Origin of the sequence: Rhodococcus sp. BH5 (genome assembly GCF_027583855.1) — a bacterium.
GTDB classification, from domain to species: Bacteria; Actinomycetota; Actinomycetes; order Mycobacteriales; family Mycobacteriaceae; genus Rhodococcus_F; species Rhodococcus_F qingshengii.
Genome location: NZ_JAJHVW010000001.1, coordinates 467,216 through 485,575 on the forward strand (window position 1 = coordinate 467,216; position 18,360 = coordinate 485,575).

At 63.6% G+C, this 18,360-nt stretch carries 21 protein-coding genes; 9 read left to right on the forward strand and 12 right to left on the reverse strand.

The window, feature by feature from the left end; genetic code table 11:
* Window positions 1-40 precede the first annotated feature (40 nt).
* On the reverse strand, window positions 41-2,035 hold the full coding sequence (locus RhoBH5_RS02040; RefSeq protein ID WP_007732857.1) for an APC family permease: 1,995 nt from the start codon (window positions 2,033-2,035) through the stop codon (window positions 41-43).
* 171 nt (window positions 2,036-2,206) lie between these two features.
* Between RhoBH5_RS02040 and RhoBH5_RS02045 the strand changes: the two genes are divergently transcribed.
* The 3 genes from RhoBH5_RS02045 to RhoBH5_RS02055 all read left to right on the forward strand — a co-directional run bounded on the left by RhoBH5_RS02045 (window position 2,207) and on the right by RhoBH5_RS02055 (window position 3,948).
* Complete coding sequence (locus RhoBH5_RS02045; protein ID WP_003942587.1) at window positions 2,207-2,872, forward strand: potassium channel family protein; 666 nt, start codon at window positions 2,207-2,209, stop codon at window positions 2,870-2,872.
* An 86-nt stretch (window positions 2,873-2,958) separates the two neighbouring features.
* The gene (locus RhoBH5_RS02050) at window positions 2,959-3,621 is read left to right on the forward strand and encodes a potassium channel family protein (protein ID WP_003942632.1); all 663 of its coding nucleotides are present in this window, start codon (window positions 2,959-2,961) and stop codon (window positions 3,619-3,621) included.
* Between the two features lie 33 nt (window positions 3,622-3,654).
* The gene (locus tag RhoBH5_RS02055; protein ID WP_003942641.1) at window positions 3,655-3,948 is read left to right on the forward strand and encodes a GNAT family N-acetyltransferase; all 294 of its coding nucleotides are present in this window, start codon (window positions 3,655-3,657) and stop codon (window positions 3,946-3,948) included.
* Here RhoBH5_RS02055 and RhoBH5_RS02060 read toward each other — a convergent pair.
* Together RhoBH5_RS02060 and RhoBH5_RS02065 are read right to left on the reverse strand one after the other, a co-directional pair.
* On the reverse strand, window positions 3,941-4,654 hold the full coding sequence (locus RhoBH5_RS02060; RefSeq protein WP_050656626.1) for a DUF3159 domain-containing protein: 714 nt from the start codon (window positions 4,652-4,654) through the stop codon (window positions 3,941-3,943). The genes RhoBH5_RS02055 and RhoBH5_RS02060 overlap by 8 nt on opposite strands.
* Before the next feature lie 52 nt (window positions 4,655-4,706).
* Complete coding sequence (locus tag RhoBH5_RS02065; RefSeq protein ID WP_003942613.1) at window positions 4,707-5,081, reverse strand: OB-fold nucleic acid binding domain-containing protein; 375 nt, start codon at window positions 5,079-5,081, stop codon at window positions 4,707-4,709.
* A gap of 138 nt (window positions 5,082-5,219) precedes the next feature.
* Between RhoBH5_RS02065 and RhoBH5_RS02070 the strand changes: the two genes are divergently transcribed.
* Window positions 5,220-5,945, forward strand: coding sequence for an alpha/beta fold hydrolase (locus tag RhoBH5_RS02070; protein ID WP_030536884.1), 726 nt, complete (start codon window positions 5,220-5,222; stop codon window positions 5,943-5,945).
* An 11-nt stretch (window positions 5,946-5,956) separates the two neighbouring features.
* Here RhoBH5_RS02070 and RhoBH5_RS02075 read toward each other — a convergent pair whose 3' ends face one another.
* Window positions 5,957-6,796, reverse strand: coding sequence for a DUF3710 domain-containing protein (locus RhoBH5_RS02075; RefSeq protein WP_003942585.1), 840 nt, complete (start codon window positions 6,794-6,796; stop codon window positions 5,957-5,959).
* A gap of 3 nt (window positions 6,797-6,799) precedes the next feature.
* Window positions 6,800-7,294: a dUTP diphosphatase gene (gene dut / locus RhoBH5_RS02080; RefSeq protein ID WP_003942635.1), complete on the reverse strand. Its 495-nt coding sequence runs from the start codon at window positions 7,292-7,294 to the stop codon at window positions 6,800-6,802.
* Window positions 7,295-7,335: 41 nt separating this feature from the next.
* On the opposite strand from dut, the gene RhoBH5_RS02085 reads away from it, so the two are divergent.
* Window positions 7,336-7,833, forward strand: a complete 498-nt coding sequence (locus RhoBH5_RS02085; protein ID WP_003942596.1) for a DUF3093 domain-containing protein — start codon at window positions 7,336-7,338, stop codon at window positions 7,831-7,833.
* A gap of 80 nt (window positions 7,834-7,913) precedes the next feature.
* On the opposite strand, the gene RhoBH5_RS02090 is transcribed toward RhoBH5_RS02085, so the two are convergent.
* Window positions 7,914-8,216, reverse strand: a complete 303-nt coding sequence (locus RhoBH5_RS02090; protein WP_003942593.1) for a DUF4193 domain-containing protein — start codon at window positions 8,214-8,216, stop codon at window positions 7,914-7,916.
* A gap of 533 nt (window positions 8,217-8,749) precedes the next feature.
* On the opposite strand from RhoBH5_RS02090, the gene cei reads away from it, so the two are divergent.
* Window positions 8,750-9,433 carry an envelope integrity protein Cei gene (gene cei / locus RhoBH5_RS02095; protein WP_003942618.1) on the forward strand — a complete coding sequence of 228 codons (684 nt, stop codon included), beginning with the start codon at window positions 8,750-8,752 and terminating at the stop codon, window positions 9,431-9,433.
* 6 nt (window positions 9,434-9,439) lie between these two features.
* Here the strand turns inward: cei and RhoBH5_RS02100 are convergent, their stop codons facing one another.
* Window positions 9,440-10,318 (reverse strand): inositol monophosphatase family protein, encoded by an 879-nt coding sequence (locus RhoBH5_RS02100; RefSeq protein WP_042920008.1) that lies wholly within the window; start codon window positions 10,316-10,318, stop codon window positions 9,440-9,442.
* A 169-nt stretch (window positions 10,319-10,487) separates the two neighbouring features.
* Here RhoBH5_RS02100 and ppgK point away from each other — a divergent pair, with 169 nt between their 5' ends.
* The gene (gene ppgK / locus RhoBH5_RS02105) at window positions 10,488-11,255 is read left to right on the forward strand and encodes a polyphosphate--glucose phosphotransferase (RefSeq protein ID WP_007732834.1); all 768 of its coding nucleotides are present in this window, start codon (window positions 10,488-10,490) and stop codon (window positions 11,253-11,255) included.
* A 112-nt stretch (window positions 11,256-11,367) separates the two neighbouring features.
* Window positions 11,368-12,792 carry an RNA polymerase sigma factor gene (locus RhoBH5_RS02110; protein ID WP_370333980.1) on the forward strand — a complete coding sequence of 475 codons (1,425 nt, stop codon included), beginning with the start codon at window positions 11,368-11,370 and terminating at the stop codon, window positions 12,790-12,792.
* Window positions 12,793-12,861: 69 nt separating this feature from the next.
* Here the strand turns inward: RhoBH5_RS02110 and RhoBH5_RS02115 are convergent, their stop codons facing one another.
* The 4 genes from RhoBH5_RS02115 to RhoBH5_RS02130 all read right to left on the reverse strand — a co-directional run bounded on the left by RhoBH5_RS02115 (window position 12,862) and on the right by RhoBH5_RS02130 (window position 15,819).
* Entirely contained in the window at window positions 12,862-13,671 is an 810-nt protein-coding gene (locus tag RhoBH5_RS02115; protein ID WP_270007904.1) for a tyrosine-protein phosphatase, read from the reverse strand.
* A 21-nt stretch (window positions 13,672-13,692) separates the two neighbouring features.
* Window positions 13,693-14,865 carry a cation:proton antiporter gene (locus RhoBH5_RS02120; protein ID WP_003942634.1) on the reverse strand — a complete coding sequence of 391 codons (1,173 nt, stop codon included), beginning with the start codon at window positions 14,863-14,865 and terminating at the stop codon, window positions 13,693-13,695.
* A 7-nt stretch (window positions 14,866-14,872) separates the two neighbouring features.
* Window positions 14,873-15,355 (reverse strand): cation:proton antiporter regulatory subunit, encoded by a 483-nt coding sequence (locus RhoBH5_RS02125; protein WP_021344116.1) that lies wholly within the window; start codon window positions 15,353-15,355, stop codon window positions 14,873-14,875.
* 86 nt (window positions 15,356-15,441) lie between these two features.
* Window positions 15,442-15,819 carry a DUF952 domain-containing protein gene (locus tag RhoBH5_RS02130; protein WP_064112866.1) on the reverse strand — a complete coding sequence of 126 codons (378 nt, stop codon included), beginning with the start codon at window positions 15,817-15,819 and terminating at the stop codon, window positions 15,442-15,444.
* Window positions 15,820-16,053: 234 nt separating this feature from the next.
* Between RhoBH5_RS02130 and RhoBH5_RS02135 the strand changes: the two genes are divergently transcribed.
* A complete protein-coding gene (locus RhoBH5_RS02135; RefSeq protein WP_003942643.1) occupies window positions 16,054-16,245 on the forward strand; it encodes a DUF7455 domain-containing protein in 192 nt (63 codons plus the stop codon).
* 133 nt (window positions 16,246-16,378) lie between these two features.
* Here the strand turns inward: RhoBH5_RS02135 and RhoBH5_RS02140 are convergent, their stop codons facing one another.
* Window positions 16,379-18,157, reverse strand: a complete 1,779-nt coding sequence (locus RhoBH5_RS02140; RefSeq protein WP_020907558.1) for a DEAD/DEAH box helicase — start codon at window positions 18,155-18,157, stop codon at window positions 16,379-16,381.
* Window positions 18,158-18,360: the final 203 nt, after the last annotated feature.

The following is an 18,360-nucleotide window of genomic DNA, read 5'->3' on the forward strand; positions in this document are numbered from 1 at the left end:
GCCTGCCATTTCGATGTTGCCGATCATTTTTCGCCGGTGATCATTTCTCGCCGGTGTCGTAACCACGACGCGTGGCGCCGGCGGTCTTCTCGATGTCGAGCGGCTTCGCCTTTGCCGACGAACTCAGCTGCCACGGAACGCTCGTCACCATCACGCCGGGCTGGAAGAGCAGGCGGCTCTTGAGGCGGAGCGCACTCTGGTTGTGCAGGATCTGCTCCCACCAGTGTCCGACGACGTACTCGGGAATGAAGACGGTGACGACGTCACGTGGGGCATCGCGTCGTACACGCTTGACGTAGTCGAGAACCGGCTTGGTGATTTCGCGGTACGGCGACTCGATCACCTTGAGCGGAACCGTCACGTCACTCTTCTCCCACTCCCGCACGAGTGCGCGGGTGTCCGGCTCGTCGACGTTGACCGTGATGGCTTCGAGGGTGTCCGGTCGCGTTGCTCGCGCGTAGGCGAGAGCTCGCATCGTCGGCATGTGCAACTTCGAGACGAGCACGATCGAGTGCGTGCGGCTGGGCAGTACGCCGTCCCACTCCTGCTCCTCGAGCTCGGCTGCGACGCTGTCGTAGTGCTTGCGGATCATCTTCATCACGATGAAGATCGCGACCATCGCGACGATGGCGATCCATGCGCCGGCAGCGAACTTGGTGATCAGAACGATGATCAAGACGGTGGCGGTCATTGCCAGACCGATCGAATTGATCACTCGCGAGCGCTGCATACGGGCCCGTTGCGCCTTGTCGGTCTCGGACTTCAGATGCCGAGTCCAGTGCTTGATCATGCCCGTTTGGCTGAGCACGAACGAGACGAAGACGCCGACGATGTACAACTGGATGAGCTTGGTGACCTCGGCGCCGAACACCACGACGAATGCGATGGCAGCACCGGAGAGGAAGAGGATTCCGTTGCTGAATGCCAGTCGGTCGCCGCGCGTGTGCAGCTGACGCGGTAGGTACCGATCCTGCGCCAGGATCGATCCGAGTACCGGAAAGCCGTTGAACGCGGTGTTCGCGGCCAGAACCAGGATCAGTGCCGTGACGATCGCCATGAAGAAGAAACCGATCGGGAAACCACTGAACACGGCTTCGGCGATCTGCGCGATCAAGGTCTTCTGATGGTAGCCCTCCGGCGCTCCGACCAGCTGTTCCTGCGGATTGTGTGCGTAGACGATGCCGATTTTCTGAGCCAGGATGATGATGCCCATCAGCAGGACGATGGCGATCGACCCGAGCAGCAGCAAGGTCGTGGCAGCGTTGCGCGACTTCGGCTTCTGGAACGCCGGTACGCCGTTGCTGATGGCCTCGACGCCGGTCAGTGCGGCACAGCCCGAGGAGAATGCGCGGGCGATCAGGAACGCGAAGGCAATTCCGTACAGATGCGAATCCTCGGCGTTGAGCGTGAACGACGACGATTCCGCGTGCACATCCTCACCGAGGACGTAGATCCGGAAGAATCCCCACCCGAGCATCAGGAACATGCCGACGATGAATGCGTAGGTCGGAATTGCGAACGCGGTCCCCGATTCACGGATACCGCGAAGGTTGACCGCGGTCAGCAACACGATCGCCGCAACCGCGAACAACACCTTGTGCTGCGCGACGAACGGCAGAGCCGAGCCGATGTTCGACGCCGCCGACGAGATCGACACGGCGACCGTCAGCACGTAGTCGACCATCAGCGCACTACCGACGGTCAGACCGGCGGTCGGGCCGAGGTTGACCGTCGCGACCTCGTAGTCGCCGCCACCGGAGGGGTATGCGTGGACGTTCTGGCGGTAGCTCGCCACCACCACAGCCATGACGATGGCGACGGACAATCCGATCCAGGGGGTGTACGCATACGCGGAAATACCCGCGACGGAGAGAACCAGGAAGATTTCTTCGGGGGCATACGCGACGGACGACATCGCGTCGGACGCGAAGACCGGTAGTGCAATTCGCTTGGGTAGCAGCGTGTGCCCGAGTTTGTCGCTTCGGAACGGCCGACCGAGCAGGAGCCGCTTGGTAGCGGTCGAGAGCTTAGACACGTGCAAAGCGTAAGCCGTCTCGCCCGATTCGGAGTCATCAGAGCCCCAACTTCACCTTTTGTCGTGACAACCGGCACGCGGGCGACCGTTGTACTTGCTCTTCCCGTGAGGGGCTGTACCGTTCGATTCGGCGTGCAATCGCGCCATGAGGGTCCATGAACGGAGTAGGGCGTGTATGTCGTCATCATGGGGTGCGGTCGAGTGGGTTCTTCCCTCGCCGCTTCTCTGACCAGGATCGGACATGAGGTCGCCGTCATCGACCGCGATCAGAGTGCGTTTCTGCGTCTCGATCTCGACTTCCCGGGAACCAAGGTTCTGGGAATGGGGTTCGACCGTGACGTGCTGGTCCGGGCGGGAATCGAGCGGGCCGACGCCTTTGCCGCGGTGTCCTCGGGAGACAATTCCAACATCATCGCAGCGCGAGTCGCACGCGAGACTTTCGGCGTCGAACGCGTCGTCGCACGTATTTACGACGCCAAGCGTGCCGCTGTTTACGAGCGACTCGGCATTCCCACGGTCGCCACCGTGCCGTGGTCGACGGATCGTTTCCTGCACACGTTGACCAAGGAAAGTCAGACTGCGAAGTGGCGCGATCCTTCGGGCACTGTCGCCATCACCGAACTTGCCCTGCACGAGGATTGGGCGGGCAAGCCGATCGCACTCCTCGAGGGCGCGACCAGTTCGAGAGTCGCCTTCATCATCCGCTTCGGGACCGGCATTCTCCCCGACCGCAAGACTGTCATCCAGGCCGACGATCAGGTCTACATCGCCGCCGTGTCGGGAACCGTCGCCGAAGCTGTCGCACTGGCCGGCAACCCGCCGCCGAGCGACGACTGAGGGAGGCCGCAGATGACTGATCCGTACGCCGCCCCCCACAACAAGACTGCGACTGTGTTGCACTACAACGTGATTGGAAGTTCTCGATGAAGGTCGCCATCGCCGGAGCCGGCGCCGTAGGCCGTTCCATTGCGCGAGAGCTGATTCGAAGCTCACATGACGTCATGCTGATCGAACGCAAACTCGATCACATCGAACCGGAGTCGGTGCCCGAGGCGAAGTGGGTGCACGCGGACGCCTGCGAACTCAGCAGACTCGAGGACGCGTCGATGGAGTCGTACGAGGTCGTGATTGCCGCGACCGGAGACGACAAGGCAAACCTGGTCCTCAGTCTGCTCGCGAAAACCGAGTTCGGTGTTCGCCGAGTTGTCGCCCGCGTCAACGATCCCCGCAACGAGTGGCTCTTCGACGAGTCCTGGGGCGTGGACGTCGCCGTCTCGACACCGCGGATGCTCGCTTCGCTCGTCGAAGAGGCCGTCTCGGTCGGTGACCTGGTCAAACTGATGACACTGCGGCAGGGACAGGCCAACCTCGTCGAGATCACGTTGCCCGACAACACACCTCTTGCCGGAAAAGCCGTCAAGAAACTCGAACTTCCGCGAGACTGCGCACTGGTCACCATCCTGCGTGGCGGACGCGTGATCGTCCCGCAGATGGACGATCCCATCGAAGGCGGGGACGAACTGCTCTTCGTTGCGGCCGTCGACGCCGAGGATCAGCTGCGCGTTGCACTCCGCCTGGAGAATTGACCGACGAACACACTGACGACGAAAGGGAATCACATGGCACAAGCGCCCGAAAACACCGTAGTCACCGACAATCCAGCCCAGAGCCGGTACGAGATCCATGCCGACGGCGACCTCGCCGGGATCGAGGACTACACCACCTCCGGTGACGTCGTCTCGTTCAACCACACCGAGATCTACCCCGCCTTCGAAGGTTTCGGATTGGCCGGGGTTCTCGTCCGCCAGGCTCTGGACGACCTACGAGCACGCGGCCTCAAGGTTCACCCGGTGTGCCCGTACGTCGTGAAGTTCCTCGACAAGCACCCCGAGTACCAGGACCTGATCAGCTGAGATCTCGGTCTTCGCGCGGCTTCGTCAGATTCACCGAGCCCACCTCTTCGGACTCTGCGTCCGTGGCGGTGGGCTCGCTGCTTTCGGGCTCCACAACCGGTTCAGGCTCGACGATGCGATCGGCCTTACGCACAGCCCAGACCGTCACGAGCAGCACCAAACCGGTCAACGGCCAACCCATGCCGATACGCGCGACTGCGAGCCATCCGGTGTGGTCGGTGTCGTAGAGCTGTGACTGAACGAGATACCGCGCACCGAAGACCAACGCCCACGCTGCCGTCGCGACGTCGTAGAGCCGGACGGCGGAGCTGTGCTTGCGCCAGAGATTGCCGTGCCCGTTGAGATAGCCCCAGATGATTCCGACGAGGGGCCAGCGCACGAGGATGGAAATCAGGAAGACCGCACCGTAGGCGAGGCTCGTGTAGATACCGAAGAGGAAATATCCTTTGGCGTCGCCGGTGCGGTAGGCGATGAATGCGGAAACTCCGACTCCGAGAAAACCGGAAATAGCGGGTTGGAGGGAATCCTTACGGAAGAGGCGCCAGGCCGCGATAGCGACAGCGACGCCTAATGCGGCCCAGATTGCCGCGGTGAGATTCCAGATGCTGTTGACCGGGACAAAAATCAGAATCGGCAAAGACGAATAGATCAGACCACTCAGCCCGCCGAGTTGGTCGATTACCGATCGCTGTTGTGTTTCAGTCACCTGTCGAGGGTGCCACAGTCACCGAGTTGCACGGTAAATGCGGGAAACGCGCCTATTCGCCGCGCAGTTCGTAGTAAGGGTTGAAGATCGCCTTGCGACCGTCACGCTCGCCCACACGACCGCGGATCAGCAGGGTCTTACCGGTCTCGATTCCCGGGATCCGGCGACGCCCGATCCAGACGAGATTGATCACCTCGGTGCCATCGAAGAACTCGGCCTCGATGCTGGCATTTCCCGACTTGGGACACGCGTCGACGCTGCGGAGTCGGCCCACCATCGTGACTTCTTCACCGCGACGACAATCGCATGCCTTCTGACCTCCGGAAGCCTTGTTGGACTCGGCCATCTCCTGGGCGTCCAACTGGTCGACGTCCTCGGTCAGACGCTGGGTCAGTCGACGAAAATATCCTGCGGCGGCGGGTGCCATTGCGCGCTCCTGCGAACATGTGTGACGCAAGGGTTTCGCGTCACGTGAAGGGCTGTGTGATCGCCACTGTAGACCCATTACGAGCGTGTAACCACACCGGTCAGTCCGCGTCTCGGGGGCACCGGGCAAGATCAAGAGATGCAGAACTCGGAATTGGCGACCGTTGCCGTCGTTCTCCCAGGTACAGGCTCTGACGCCCACTTCGCGGACCGCGCATTCCGGGCGCCGCTGGAGGCTCTGGGTGTGCGCATCGTCGCAATTGAACCGGACCCTCGGCGTGTCGTGGACGGCTATCTGGACGCGATGGACAGAGCCGCGGACACGCACGGCCGAATCATCGTCGGAGGGGTCTCGATCGGAGCGGCCGTTGCACTCCAGTGGGCCGCCGACAATCCCGATCGAACCGTGAGTGTGTTGGCAGCGCTTCCGGCCTGGACGGGCTCGGCCGACGACGCCCCCGCAGCAGCGAGCGCGCGGTTCACCGCCGGGCAACTGCGCTCCGAAGGCTTGGAGTCGGTGATCGCTGCGATGCTCGCGTCGAGTCCGGCGTGGCTCGGAGCCGAACTCGAGCGCTCCTGGCGCTCTCAGTGGCCCGATCTCCCGGCTGCGCTCGACGAGGCGGCGTCGTACCACTCACTCGGCGAGAGCGCGCTACGGGCGGTGGGCGTTCCGGTCGGCATTGCGTCGGCGGTGGACGATCCGGTTCATCCCGCGTCAGTGGCGCAGGCCTGGGCGGCTTCACTCCCCCGCGGCGCAGTCGCCACGACGACGCTCGACATGATCGGGCGCGACCCCGCGGTTCTCGGGTCCACCTGCATCAAAGCGCTCGCGGCGATCGAATCCGATACCACCGCGAGCGCCTGAAGAAAATTCTGTTACTGACCCAATTGCTGCATGGCAGAACCGGATTCGCCGCTACGAGGCGGCGGGGTCGGCCGTGCTGGAGGTGCCGGCGGAGCGGGCGGTGCTGACTGCTGTTGCTGCTGGGCGGCGACCTGTTGCTGCTGCGCTGCCGCCAACTGCTGCTCGTGTGCGGCCGCCAACTGCTCGGCGAGCACCTGCGGGAGCACCACGGGCAGCGGTGTCCGCACCGGATGCGGCTCTGATCCTCGGTTGACGACGGTGTCACGCAAGATGTCCCGTGCGATTGCCACCAGAGGAGCGTTCGCGGCGGTGGATCCACTCGGACCCGCGACCACGCAGCGCACCATCCACCGGGGACCGTCGACGCCGATGAACCGCAGGTCCATGTTGGCCGTCACAGCAGCCAGTTCACGGCCCCACGGGCCGTTCTCGACGCTCACCGCGGAATTGTCGTCGCGAAGCGACTGCGCGAGCTCGGCAACGACCTCACGCCACTGACCGGGCGATTTCGGGGCGGCGTAGGCAGCAACCGTGATGCGGCCGTGCTCGGTGACCAGGTGCACGGCCTGCGGCGAACCGTTGGGCGCCATCTCGACCTGCAACTGCCCGCCGGTCGGCATCGGCACCAGAACGGAACCGAGATCAAGACGCTGACCGTCACGGCCTGCCGTCGGATCGTCGGAATCGATCTCCGAGATGTCGTAAGGGCCTTCCGATTCGTCACCGAACTCGTCGCCGGTGACTTCGAGATCGTCTTCGACCTCGTCGATCTCCACCGACTCGTCGTTCTCGTCACCGAAGAAGCTGGTGGTTTCCTCGTCGACATCTGTCTTCTTCTTGCGTCCGAACATGATTCAGACTCCCTCTCCGACTACCGCGCCAGGCGCATCGGTATCGAGTATCGCGTGCCCGCCGCTGGAACCGTAGCCTCCGGTTCCTCTGGTCGTGTCGTCCAGCGATTCGACTTCCTCGAAAACCGGAAGTTCGACTCGTTGAACCACGAGCTGAGCGATTCGGTCACCGCGGCGGATGTCGATGGCTGTGGCCGGATCGAGATTGATCAAGCAGACCTTGAGTTCGCCCCGGTATCCCGCGTCCACGGTTCCGGGCGCATTCACGATCGACAGTCCCGATTTGGCGGCGAGTCCGGAACGCGGATGGATCAACCCGACGGTGCCCACCGGCAAAGCGATCGCGATCCCCGTTCCGACCAGTGTTCGGTGTCCGGGTTCGATGGTGACGTCGCTGGTGGAGCACAGATCCACACCCGCATCTCCGGGATGCGCACGCTGTGGAACGGGCAGGTCTGGATCCAGTCGCTTCAAGGCGATGGAGAGATGGTCGCTCACGTGGGCCAAGACTACTCGTAGCGACGGACTATCCTTGACAGGTGCCCGAAACATCTCGACCTGACGTCGCCACCACAACGCCCCCGTCCACGACGCTGTACTCCGAGCGCCTGTGGGTGCCGATCTGGTGGTGGATCGCCGGGTTGGCCGTAGCCGGACTCCTCGCGGCCGAGGTCCACATGGGCCGCCCGGGGCTTCTCTCGTACCTGGCGTACGTCGTACTACTCCCGATCCCGATCTGGGCGGCATTCTGGCTCAGCCGGATGCGCGTCGAGGTGGTGGAGACAGCAGGGGTGAAGGAACTGCACGTGGGTAGAGCCCACCTGCCGGTCGAATTGATTTCACGGGCGGCAGCAGTGCCGGCTTCCGCGAAGAGTGCTGCAATGGGGCGCCAACTCGATCCGTCGGCGTTCGTCCAGCATCGCCCATGGGTCAAGACAATGGTGTTGATCGTGCTCGACGACCCGGAGGATCCCACGCCGTACTGGTTGGTGAGCACACGTCGTCCCGCTGATCTGCTGGCTGCGCTGGATCTCTGACCAGCGCGGTCACAGCAAAGCAGTACTTCCCGACCCTTGGTCGACCCTCGCGCTGACGGGTCGACCACCGGGAAGGGAGATCAGGCAGCGCAGTCCATGCATACGAGCTGTCCGTTGGCATCACTGGCCAGGCGGCTGCGGTGATGAACCAGGAAGCAGCTCGAACACGTGAACTCGTCTGCCTGCTTCGGAACAACTCGAACCGAGAGTTCCTCGCCGGAAAGGTCGGCACCCGGCAGCTCGAAGGACTCCGCGGTGTCCGTCTCGTCGATGTCGACGACGGCTGACTGCGCTTCGTTGCGTCGCGCCTTCAGCTCCTCGAGCGAGTCCTCCGAAACCTCGTCGGACTCTGTACGCCTCGGTGCGTCGTAGTCAGTTGCCATCTCGTCTACCCCATCCTCTTCGTGTATCCCGGTCCCGTGTGCGCCGAGAATCCGGTAGATCCTTGATGCGCATGGAAACCGCCGTGGCATCCAGATCATTCCCTGTCGCTGCATAACGCTGCAGGACTGGAATTAGTGCCCGGAAGTTCCTTCCGAGAACGTGATCTGCGCCTCATTTGGTTGTCATTTCGGCGTCCGGCCGATGCCCAGTTGAACGACCTGGGCCGCCAGACAGTAGCCGACGTGAGCACGAAAGTAGTAACCGAATCGGAAATTTCCGAAAAATGACTGCGAATTGTCACCAAGGCAAGAGCAAGCTGTGACCTTTCCACGATGTTTTCGGGCCGAATCCGGGTAGAAACAGGCCGGTAATCGGCCAACTGCCGTTTCGCAATCGACAAGGACTCGACGCGTCGAGCCTCGCTTCGGCTGTCTCGTCACACAGGCCCTCTAAGGTAGGCACCGAACGTCATGCCGGCGCCGCTCGGCCCGATGGCGAAGTAGAAGTTTCGTCAAGAAAGTCGAGGGATACCGTGGTTTCTCTGATCACCGAAGGCAGCTCTACCGATGACCAGGGACGTCCGTTCCGCCGTCGGCGCGCGTGGCCGGTGATCGCCGTGTTCGCGGTACTCGCATTGATCGGCAGTGTCTTGTGGGTCCGCATCCTGAGCGCCGAGGCGGAAGTCAGTGACACCGTCGCCTGCAACCTGCCGCAACCTTCGTCCGATCCTTCGGCAGCGGCGCCACTACCGCTGGGAACCGTCGTCGACCGCTCGAAGCTGCTCGACGTGGATCCCGCTCCCCTCGCCGCCACCAAGGTTCGTGTGTTCAACGCCAACGGTGAACACGGTCAGGCGGCCCAGGTGGCAGCGCAACTGAGCGAGTTCGGCTTCTCCAGCGCGCCGGACGTCCAGGTCGGAAACGACCCCGTCTACGTCGACCAGAACATGGAGTGCCAGGGTCAGATCCGATTCGGAGCGAACGGCCTCGCCGCCGCCAGTTCCGTCTGGCTGGTCGCCCCCTGCGCCGAACTGGTCCAGGACGGCCGCGGCGACGACACCGTCGACCTGGCTCTCGGCACCTACAACAAGGGCGCCCTGACCCCCAACACCGACGCTACCGCGATCCTGCATGCTCTGGCCGAGCAGCCCGCAAACGCCGAAGTCGCTCCGATGGACATCGCACTGCTCAAAGCAGCGCGCACGGCGCGATGCTGACAGGCCTCAGCTCGGAATCGGCTGATCTGCGCCGATCGAACTGAGCATGTGCGCGAACTGCTCGGCGATCGCCGGAGCGACTGCGTAAACGACATCGCCGTCGGCCGACGTGGAATTGGGCGCCGGGACGTTGATGACGGCGCCCGCTTCGGAAGCGATCAAGGAGCCGGCTGCCCAGTCCCATGGACTCAGTCCGTGTTCGAAGTGAGCGTCGACCCGGCCGGTGGCAACCATGCACAGATCCAAAGCCGCCGAACCGATGCGTCGGATGTCGCGAACCTGCGGCAGGATCTGCCCGATCAACGTGCCCTGCACCTTCCGGCGATCCGCTCCGTAACCGAAGCCGGTGGCCAACAGCGCCATTGACAGCTCGGTCACCTCATTGGCTTGCAGGTCGCTGACGACGCCGTCGGCCGTGGTCATGGTTGCACCGCCGCCCCGATGCGCGGCGTACGTGGTTTCCAACGACACGTCGACGACAGCCCCGGCTACCGAGACCCCGTCGATCTGTACGGCCACCGAGATGGCGAACGCGGGGATTCCGTAGAGAAAATTCACCGTGCCGTCGATGGGATCGACAACCCACCGAACTCCCGCGGAATCGTCGGTGTCTCCGCCACCTTCCTCACCCAGGATCGAATCTGCAGGCCGCCATTGCGCCAGAAGGTCGCGAATCACCTGTTCGGTTTCGGTATCGACAACCGTGACGGGATCGGTGGGCGTGCTCTTCGCCGCAACCGAACCACCCTCGGCGGCACCGGAACCCACCAGGCCGAATACCTCGGGCCGACGCAAGCGGACGTGTTCGGCTGCGCGTTCGGCGACGGCTACGGCTACTTCCCGCAACTGTGCGGGGTCCAGAGAATCGGCGGAAAAGTCGGGCAACGTTCTTTCTGAAGGGCGCACCGGACCATCGCAACACATCTCTACCGAGGGGCACCACTCGAACGTCTCGAGGCGGGCGGTTCGAGAGGACGCGCCCGGGTCCTCGTTCGGGTTAGTGTTTGCAACGGTAGATCGTGACCTCGAATTCGACACTCAGGAGCGCAGGACGATGACAACCACAGGTTTCGGGATCGACGTCGGCGGCAGCGGCGTCAAGGGCGGCACGATCGACCTGAGCACCGGGGAAATGATCGGTGACCGCATCAAGATCCTGACCCCGCAGCCGTCCACACCCGATGCGATCGCGGGCACTGTCGCCGAGATCGTCGAGCAGGCCAAGTGGACCGGTCCGGTCGGCATCACCTTGCCCGCTGTCGTGACCGGCGGCGTCGCGCGAAGCGCCGCGAACATCGACAAGTCCTGGATCGACACCGACGCCGCCGCCCTGTTCGGCAAGGCGCTGGGCGGGCGCGAGGTCACCGTCCTCAACGACGCCGACGCTGCCGGAATCGCCGAGGACTCGTTCGGAGCGGGCAAAGACACCTCCGGCGTCGTGATCTTGTTGACCTTCGGCACCGGAATCGGATCTGCCGTGCTGCACAACGGAGTTCTGTTGCCCAACACCGAGTTCGGCCACCTCGAGGTCGACGGCAAGGAAGCCGAGCACCGGGCGGCGTCGTCGGTGAAGGAGAAGAAGGACTGGAGCTACAAGGAGTGGGCGGTCGAGGTCTCGCGAGTTCTGACCACCTTCGAGAACCTGCTCTGGCCAGATCTCTTCATCGCCGGAGGCGGAATCAGCCGCAAGCACGAGAAGTGGATTCCGCACCTGACCAACCGCACGAAGGTCGTCCCCGCCACCCTCCTCAACACCGCGGGAATCGCCGGAGCTGCGCTCGCATCGGTCGGACTGACCAGGCCGGCCCCCGTCGCCGGATGAGAAAACCTGCACGTGAAAAGCGGAAAATCTACCTGTTACGGCCCGCCGTGACGTAAGAGTTTCCTGAGAGTCGTTACAATGGTGAAGTCCGGCTGCGCGCCGGCCAACAACCATTGACCTCTCCGCCGGATCACCACTCTGGCGTGACGCCGCACGACACCGTCACGAAAGGGCGTACGTGGCAGCCACCGATACACGTCAGACTGCTGATTCTCCATCAGAGTCAGAGCCACAATCTCCAGCCGTGGAGGCGGCCACCGTCACCGCTCCGGCAGCCAAGAAGGCTCCGGCGAAAAAGGCCCCCGCCAAGAAGGCAGCAGCAAAGAAGGCTCCGGCCAAGAAAGCTCCGGCCAAGAAGGCAGCAGCTAAGAAGGCCAGCCCCAAGAAGGCCGGCGATCCTGACGCCGAAGACGGCGATGTCGAGTTGGAAGACATCGACATCACGGACGGCGACCTTGCCGAGGTCGAGTCCGATGTCGTCGAGGTCGTAGCAGTCGGCGAAGACGAAGAGACCGCTGCAGAGCCGTCCGAGAAGGACAAGGCTTCCGGCGACTTCGTCTGGGACGAGGAAGAGTCCGAGGCTCTCCGTCAGGCACGCAAGGATGCCGAACTGACGGCGTCCGCCGACTCGGTTCGCGCTTACCTCAAGCAGATCGGCAAGGTCGCACTCCTCAACGCCGAAGAGGAAGTCGAACTGGCCAAGCGCATCGAGGCCGGCCTCTACGCCGTGCAGATCATGCAGGACCTCGCTGACAAGGGCGAGAAGTTGCCTGCGGCTCAGCGACGCGACATGAGCTGGATCTGCCGCGACGGCAACCGCGCCAAGAACCACCTCCTCGAGGCCAACCTCCGCCTGGTCGTCTCGCTGGCCAAGCGCTACACGGGCCGCGGTATGGCGTTCCTGGACCTCATCCAGGAAGGCAACCTCGGTCTGATCCGTGCAGTCGAGAAGTTCGACTACACCAAGGGTTACAAGTTCTCGACCTACGCCACGTGGTGGATCCGTCAGGCCATCACCCGCGCAATGGCCGACCAGGCTCGCACCATCCGTATCCCGGTGCACATGGTCGAGGTCATCAACAAGCTCGGCCGTATCCAGCGTGAGCTGCTCCAGGACCTGGGCCGTGAGCCCACGCCGGAAGAGCTCGCCAAGGAAATGGACATCACGCCGGAGAAGGTGCTGGAAATCCAGCAGTACGCGCGTGAGCCGATCTCTCTCGACCAGACCATCGGCGACGAGGGCGACAGCCAGCTCGGTGACTTCATCGAGGACTCCGAAGCTGTTGTCGCAGTCGATGCCGTCTCGTTCACTTTGCTGCAGGATCAGCTGCAGTCGGTACTCGAGACGCTGTCCGAGCGCGAAGCCGGCGTGGTTCGCCTCCGCTTCGGTCTCACCGACGGTCAGCCGAGGACTTTAGACGAAATCGGACAGGTCTACGGCGTCACGCGTGAGCGTATCCGCCAGATCGAATCGAAGACGATGTCGAAGCTGCGCCACCCGTCGCGTTCGCAGGTTCTGCGCGACTACCTCGACTAGTCACACCAGCTATGCACACAAGAGCCGCTCCCCGGATCGCCGGAGAGCGGCTCTTGTGCGTTTGCCGCCTCAGACCAAGAGTGTGTCCCGGAGTTGTGCGACATCGTCCTCGCTCAACTGAAGGCCGTCCCGGACGTAGTTGTCGAAGTTGCCGTACACCCGATCCACCGTGGCGAAAGACGTGTCCAGCCAAGACTGTTCGACGCCGTCGATGAACGCGCTCCCCGTGCGGGGTCCGGTGAGGTACTGATTGCTGAGCATGTAATCGGCGTTCACGTCGGTGCGACTCACGCCGAGGACGGTCAGGAGAACTGCGGTCATCCAACCGGTACGGTCCTTGCCCGCCGAGCAGTGGTAGAGGACTGCACCGTCGGTGTTCGCGACGTTCACCAGCGCGTCGTGGAATGCGCGGCTCGCCCCCGGATCGGTCACCATCAACGCGTACATCGTCGGCATGTCCACCAGCGCCGGGAGGTTGGCGGGGTTGGTTCCGATGACGTCGAACCAGTTGCTTCGCGCCCCGTTCGGAAGGCGATCCTGCGAGAGCGTTCGTTCGACGACCGTACGGAAGTCGTCGACCGATTCCACTCCGTGTTCGCTCAACGACGCGAGATCCGACGGTGTCAGCTTGTCGAGGGCATTCGAGCGAAATACCTTCCCCCACCGAACGGTCTGCCCGTCCGCGGCGTCGTAGCCACCGATGTCACGCGCGTTCGACGCACCCTCGAGGTGTAGCGATCGATCCGCGGCAACCTGCGCAGCTGTGGGTCCGGCGTGGTCGAGAGCGGGAATTCCACCGGCGAGCGCCGGGACCGGTGCACACGAGATGATCAGCGCACACAGAGCGGTCGCGGCGGGACGGGCGATTCTGTTCGACATCCGGACAGAATAGGACCGCAATCAGGACTTCGTACGAACCTTGATGTACAACGAGGCGACCGGTTCGATAACTCTTGCCGCCACCGGGCCGATGACCGCCATCAGGAGCACGTAAGCAGTTGCCAATGCGGCAAGTTCGGCGTCGACGGCGCCTGCGGACACCGCGAGGCCTGCGATGATGATGGAGAACTCACCGCGGGCGATCAGAGCGGCACCGGCGCGCGCCTGACCCATTCGCGCGACACCCTGACGTCTGGCCGCCCAGGCGCCGGTTACCAGCTTCGTGATCGCCGTGACCACTGCCAGGATCGCGGCCCATCCGAGGACTGGCGGAATGGAACTGGGATCGGTGTTGAGACCGAAGACCACGAAGAACATTGCGGCGAACAGATCTCGAAGGGGCTCGAGCACGCGACTGGCATTGTGCGCCGTCGACCCCGAGATCGCGATTCCGAGGAGGAATGCGCCCACAGCCGCCGACACCTGCATCGCCGAACTGATGCCGGCGACCAACAGTGCGGCACCGAGCAGCTTGAGCAGGAGCGTCTCACTGTCGGGACTGTCGAGGAGGGCGGAGACGTACCGTCCGTATCGGAGGGCCACAACAAGTACCACGGTGATGACCAACAACGAGATGCCGACCGCTTCGAGCCCGCCCATGAAGCTCACGCCCGCGAGCATCGCGGTCAGAATCGGCAGGTACAGCGCCATCGCCAGGTCTTCGAACACCAGAATCGACAGCACGACCGGTGTCTCGCGGTTACCGAGGCGCCCCAGGTCGCTGAGCACCTTGGCGATGATTCCCGAAGACGAGATGTAGGTGACGCCGGCCATGACCGTCGCCCCCACGACGCCCCAACCGAGCATCAAGCCGACAACCGCGCCAGGGGTGGCGTTGAGGACGATGTCGACGATGCCGGCTACCCGCGAGCGTTTGAGACCGGTGACGAGCTCGGCCGCAGTGTATTCGAGCCCCAACAGCAGCAAGAGCAGGACGATCCCGATCTCACTTGCCAGATGGGAGAACTCGCCGATGTCGCCGAGCTGGATGAAACCGCCCTGTCCGAAGCACAGGCCGCCGATCAGGTAGAACGGGATCGGCGACATGCCGACGCGAGCAGCGAGCCGTCCGAGCAGTCCGAGCGCGAAGAAGACCGCGCCGAGTTCGATCAGTGCGAGGGTGGTTGTGTCCACGCGCCAGTCAGCCGTTGGCCAAGATTTTTGCCGCTGCAGCCAAACCGTCCGGCGTTCCGACTGCCACGAGAAGGTCTCCCCCGGTGAACGTGAAGTCGGGGTTCGGAGACGGGCTCACCTGTCCTGCGCGCATGACGGCGACGATGGACACTCCGGTGCGCGTGCGCATGCCGGTGTCCCCGAGGGTCTGTCCGTCGTAGCGAGAACCGTCCTTGATGTAGAGCTGTTTGGTTCGAATGCCCGGAAGGTCACGGTGCTCTTCCTCGAGCTGAGCAACGAGCTGTGGGGCACCCAGGAGATTGCTGAGCGCTGCCGCTTCCTCGGTGGTCAGAGGCAGCGAGGCAGCACACGCGTCAGGGTCGTCTGCCTTGGAAACGATGAGGTCGGTATGACCGTCCCGATGGGTGACGACACCCACGCGACGACCGGAAGACAGAACAAAATCCTTGCGCGTCCCGATCCCCGGTAGTGGGGTGACTTCTACGTTCATACACCAACGGTAGCGCCGATCGGTGACCTGCATCGCGGGAGGGCCGTTATCCGCGGGGAGCACTTCGCGGCGAGCGAACCGGCGACCTACCGAACCGGCGAAAACACGCCGTTCTCGCCCGGAAAATACTCGACGACAGCGGTGACGGCTGCGACGGGAATCGGGGCGTACAGATGCGGGAATCGCATCGATTCCGGGTCCGAGGGGACACCCGGTTCGTACTTGACCTGACCGACGAGCAAGGCCGGATCGATAGCCAGAAGGACTATGTCGTCACGGCCGGCAAAGATCCGATTGGCCGGGAGATGAACTTGCGCCGGAGTCGACATGTGGACAAATCCCTCCGCCTCGAATCCGTCGGGGATACGTTCACCGAGCTGTTGTGCCCGCGCCCACTCCTCGCGCGTGCACATGTGGAGCAACTCGACGCTCTCGTCGACAAGTGGTTCGCGTCCCGGGTTCATCCGCCCAGAATATCGGGCTGAGGTCGGCGATCCGAATCAGCTGTCAGCGAACAATCCTCACCCGAGAATGCCTGCCCAGCGCATTTCCAGTGAGACACAACACTAAGAAACGCCTTCGGGAACAACCCGTAAACCCCAAACGTCTGTAAGAGTGGATCTACCGCGCCATTCCGACGCGGCGGACCAGGCCCCAGGCACGCGGCCCGAATGCCGCAAAGCCAGTACGGAGGAGTCATGCCCGGAACACTGACCAGCCCACAGTTGACCGCTGCCGACCGGTGCGACCGGTGCGGTGCCGGAGCACGCGTACGCGCCGTGCTTCCCACCGGCGGCGAGCTTCTCTTCTGCGGACACCACGCAACCGAACACGCGGATCGACTTCGCGAGATGAATGCCGTCGTCTCCGAAAGCGAACCCGCAATCTGACCTGTCAGCCGGGGGTGGCCTCTTCACGAGGCGCGCCATGAACGCCAGAACGGGCGATCACAGTCACTGTGATCGCCCGTTCTGCCGTTCCGGGGCCGCAAGCACGCGAAGCGTGCGGGACCGGTATCGGCTGCTACCAGCTGCGGAGAATCGCGATGCGTTCGGTCAGCTGATCGACAGTAGCGATGGCCGTCGGCGGACCGCCGCACACCCGGCGCAGTTCCGCGTGAATGATGCCGTGCGGCTTACCAGTGCGGTGAACGTTCATCGCCACCAACCCGTTGAGCTCCTTGCGGAGCGCACCGAGCTGATCTGCCGTGGCCGCTCGATCGGATACCACTGCCGCCGTGGGTTGCGGGGCGGCGGCCTTGGCCGAGTTGGCCTCGACCTGCGTCTGCTGGCGTTGACGCAGCAATGCCCGCATCTGATCGGCGTCGAGTAGGCCTGGCAGACCGAGGTAGTCGGCTTCCTCGTCACTTCCGGCGAATGTCGCGGTACCGAAGGATGATCCGTCGTAGATCACCTGGTCGAGTTCGGCATCGGCGCCCAGGGACGTGAACGCCTTCTCCTCCTCGCCCAGCTCGTCCTTCTGCTTGTTCGCATCGGCGAGCAGGTCGTCTTCGAGGCCGTCCTTCTCACGATGCGGCTTGCCGAGTACGTGATCACGCTGGGCCTCGAGCTGTGCGGCAAGGTCGAGAAGCACCGGCACCGACGGCAGGAAGACGCTGGCAGTTTCGCCCTTACGACGCGAACGTACGAAGCGCCCGATCGCCTGAGCGAAGTACAGCGGAGTCGACGCGCTGGTCGCGTACACACCGACCGCCAGACGGGGAACGTCGACGCCCTCGGACACCATGCGGACCGCGACCATCCATTTCTGGTCGCTCGCACCAAATTCGGCGATTCGCTTGGACGCGGTGGGGTCGTCGGACAGCACGACGGCCGGCTGTTCGCCGGTGATCGCGGTCAGGGCCTTCGCGTACTCGCGGGCCACTGTCTGGTCCGTCGCGATGACAAGTCCGCCGGCATCGGGCATACCGGTACTGCGCAGCTGCGCCAAACGGGTGTCTGCTGCTTGCAGCACGGCAGGAATCCAGTCGCCGGCAGGGTCCAAGGCCGTACGCCAGGCCCGAGTCGTCTGCTCGGCGCTCAGCGGCTCGCCGAGTCGAGCGGTGAATTCCTCGCCGGCGTTGTTTCGCCACCGTGCCTCGCCCGAGTAGGCGAGAAACACGACGGGGCGAACCACGCCGTCCTTGAGGGCATCCGAATATCCGTAGGAGTGGTCGGCTTTCGAGCGGAGCAGACCTTCCTTGTCCGGCTCGTACTCGACAAAAGGAATGGCACTGTCGTCACTGCGGAACGGGGTTCCGGTCAGTGCGAGACGCCTGGTCGCGTCACCAAACGCTTCACGAATGGCGTCGCCCCAGCTCTTGGCGTCGCCGCCGTGGTGGATCTCGTCGAGGATGACCAGCGTCTTGCGGCCCTCGGTCCGCACACGATGCTTCGACGGGTGCGAGGCAACCTGGGCGTAGGTCAGCACGACGCCGTGATAGTCACTCGAGGTCTGGCCGGTCGAGTTGGAGAACCGCGAGTCCAATGCGAGGCCGGAGCGCTGTGCGGACTCCGCCCACTGGTGTTTGAGGTGCTCGGTCGGCGCCACGACGGTTATCTGGTCGACCGTCCGGTCACGGAGCAATTCCGAAGCTACCCGCAGAGCGAAGGTGGTCTTACCTGCTCCCGGCGTTGCGACCGCCAGAAAGTCACGCGGACTGCTGGAAAGGTATTTGGTCAGTGCACGGCGCTGCCATGCACGAAGGGAACCGGTAGGGGCGCCAGGTTGGGTTCCCGCGGATTGAGCTCCGGCGGGTTCGGGCGAATTGCCGAACTCGGCTGCCACGGTCTCAGACGTCATAGGCCGCGCCTCCACTGGAATCGCACTGTTGTCTCGCGCTCCTCGAATTTTCATCAATGTCCGGCGACGAGCCTAGCCGCCGCCACCGACGAAAGCCGCACTCGAAGCGCGTACTCATGGCCGTTCTCACTCCGGCCGGCGAGGTTTCGCTTCTCTCGCATCCTGCCGACCTGCACGCGAATTGTCTCAGAAATGTGCGACAC

Coding starts and splice junctions, on each gene's coding strand:
- RhoBH5_RS02135 (WP_003942643.1), top strand. CDS start 16,054: ATGCCCGGAACACTGACCAGCCCACAGTTGACCGCTGCCGACCGGTGC.
- RhoBH5_RS02055 (WP_003942641.1), top strand. CDS start 3,655: ATGGCACAAGCGCCCGAAAACACCGTAGTCACCGACAATCCAGCCCAG.
- RhoBH5_RS02090 (WP_003942593.1), bottom strand. CDS start 8,216: ATGGCAACTGACTACGACGCACCGAGGCGTACAGAGTCCGACGAGGTT.
- RhoBH5_RS02125 (WP_021344116.1), bottom strand. CDS start 15,355: ATGAACGTAGAAGTCACCCCACTACCGGGGATCGGGACGCGCAAGGAT.
- RhoBH5_RS02115 (WP_270007904.1), bottom strand. CDS start 13,671: ATGTCGAACAGAATCGCCCGTCCCGCCGCGACCGCTCTGTGTGCGCTG.
- RhoBH5_RS02065 (WP_003942613.1), bottom strand. CDS start 5,081: ATGGCACCCGCCGCCGCAGGATATTTTCGTCGACTGACCCAGCGTCTG.
- RhoBH5_RS02140 (WP_020907558.1), bottom strand. CDS start 18,157: ATGACGTCTGAGACCGTGGCAGCCGAGTTCGGCAATTCGCCCGAACCC.
- ppgK (WP_007732834.1), top strand. CDS start 10,488: ATGACAACCACAGGTTTCGGGATCGACGTCGGCGGCAGCGGCGTCAAG.
- RhoBH5_RS02050 (WP_003942632.1), top strand. CDS start 2,959: ATGAAGGTCGCCATCGCCGGAGCCGGCGCCGTAGGCCGTTCCATTGCG.
- RhoBH5_RS02130 (WP_064112866.1), bottom strand. CDS start 15,819: ATGAACCCGGGACGCGAACCACTTGTCGACGAGAGCGTCGAGTTGCTC.
- RhoBH5_RS02070 (WP_030536884.1), top strand. CDS start 5,220: ATGCAGAACTCGGAATTGGCGACCGTTGCCGTCGTTCTCCCAGGTACA.
- RhoBH5_RS02075 (WP_003942585.1), bottom strand. CDS start 6,796: ATGTTCGGACGCAAGAAGAAGACAGATGTCGACGAGGAAACCACCAGC.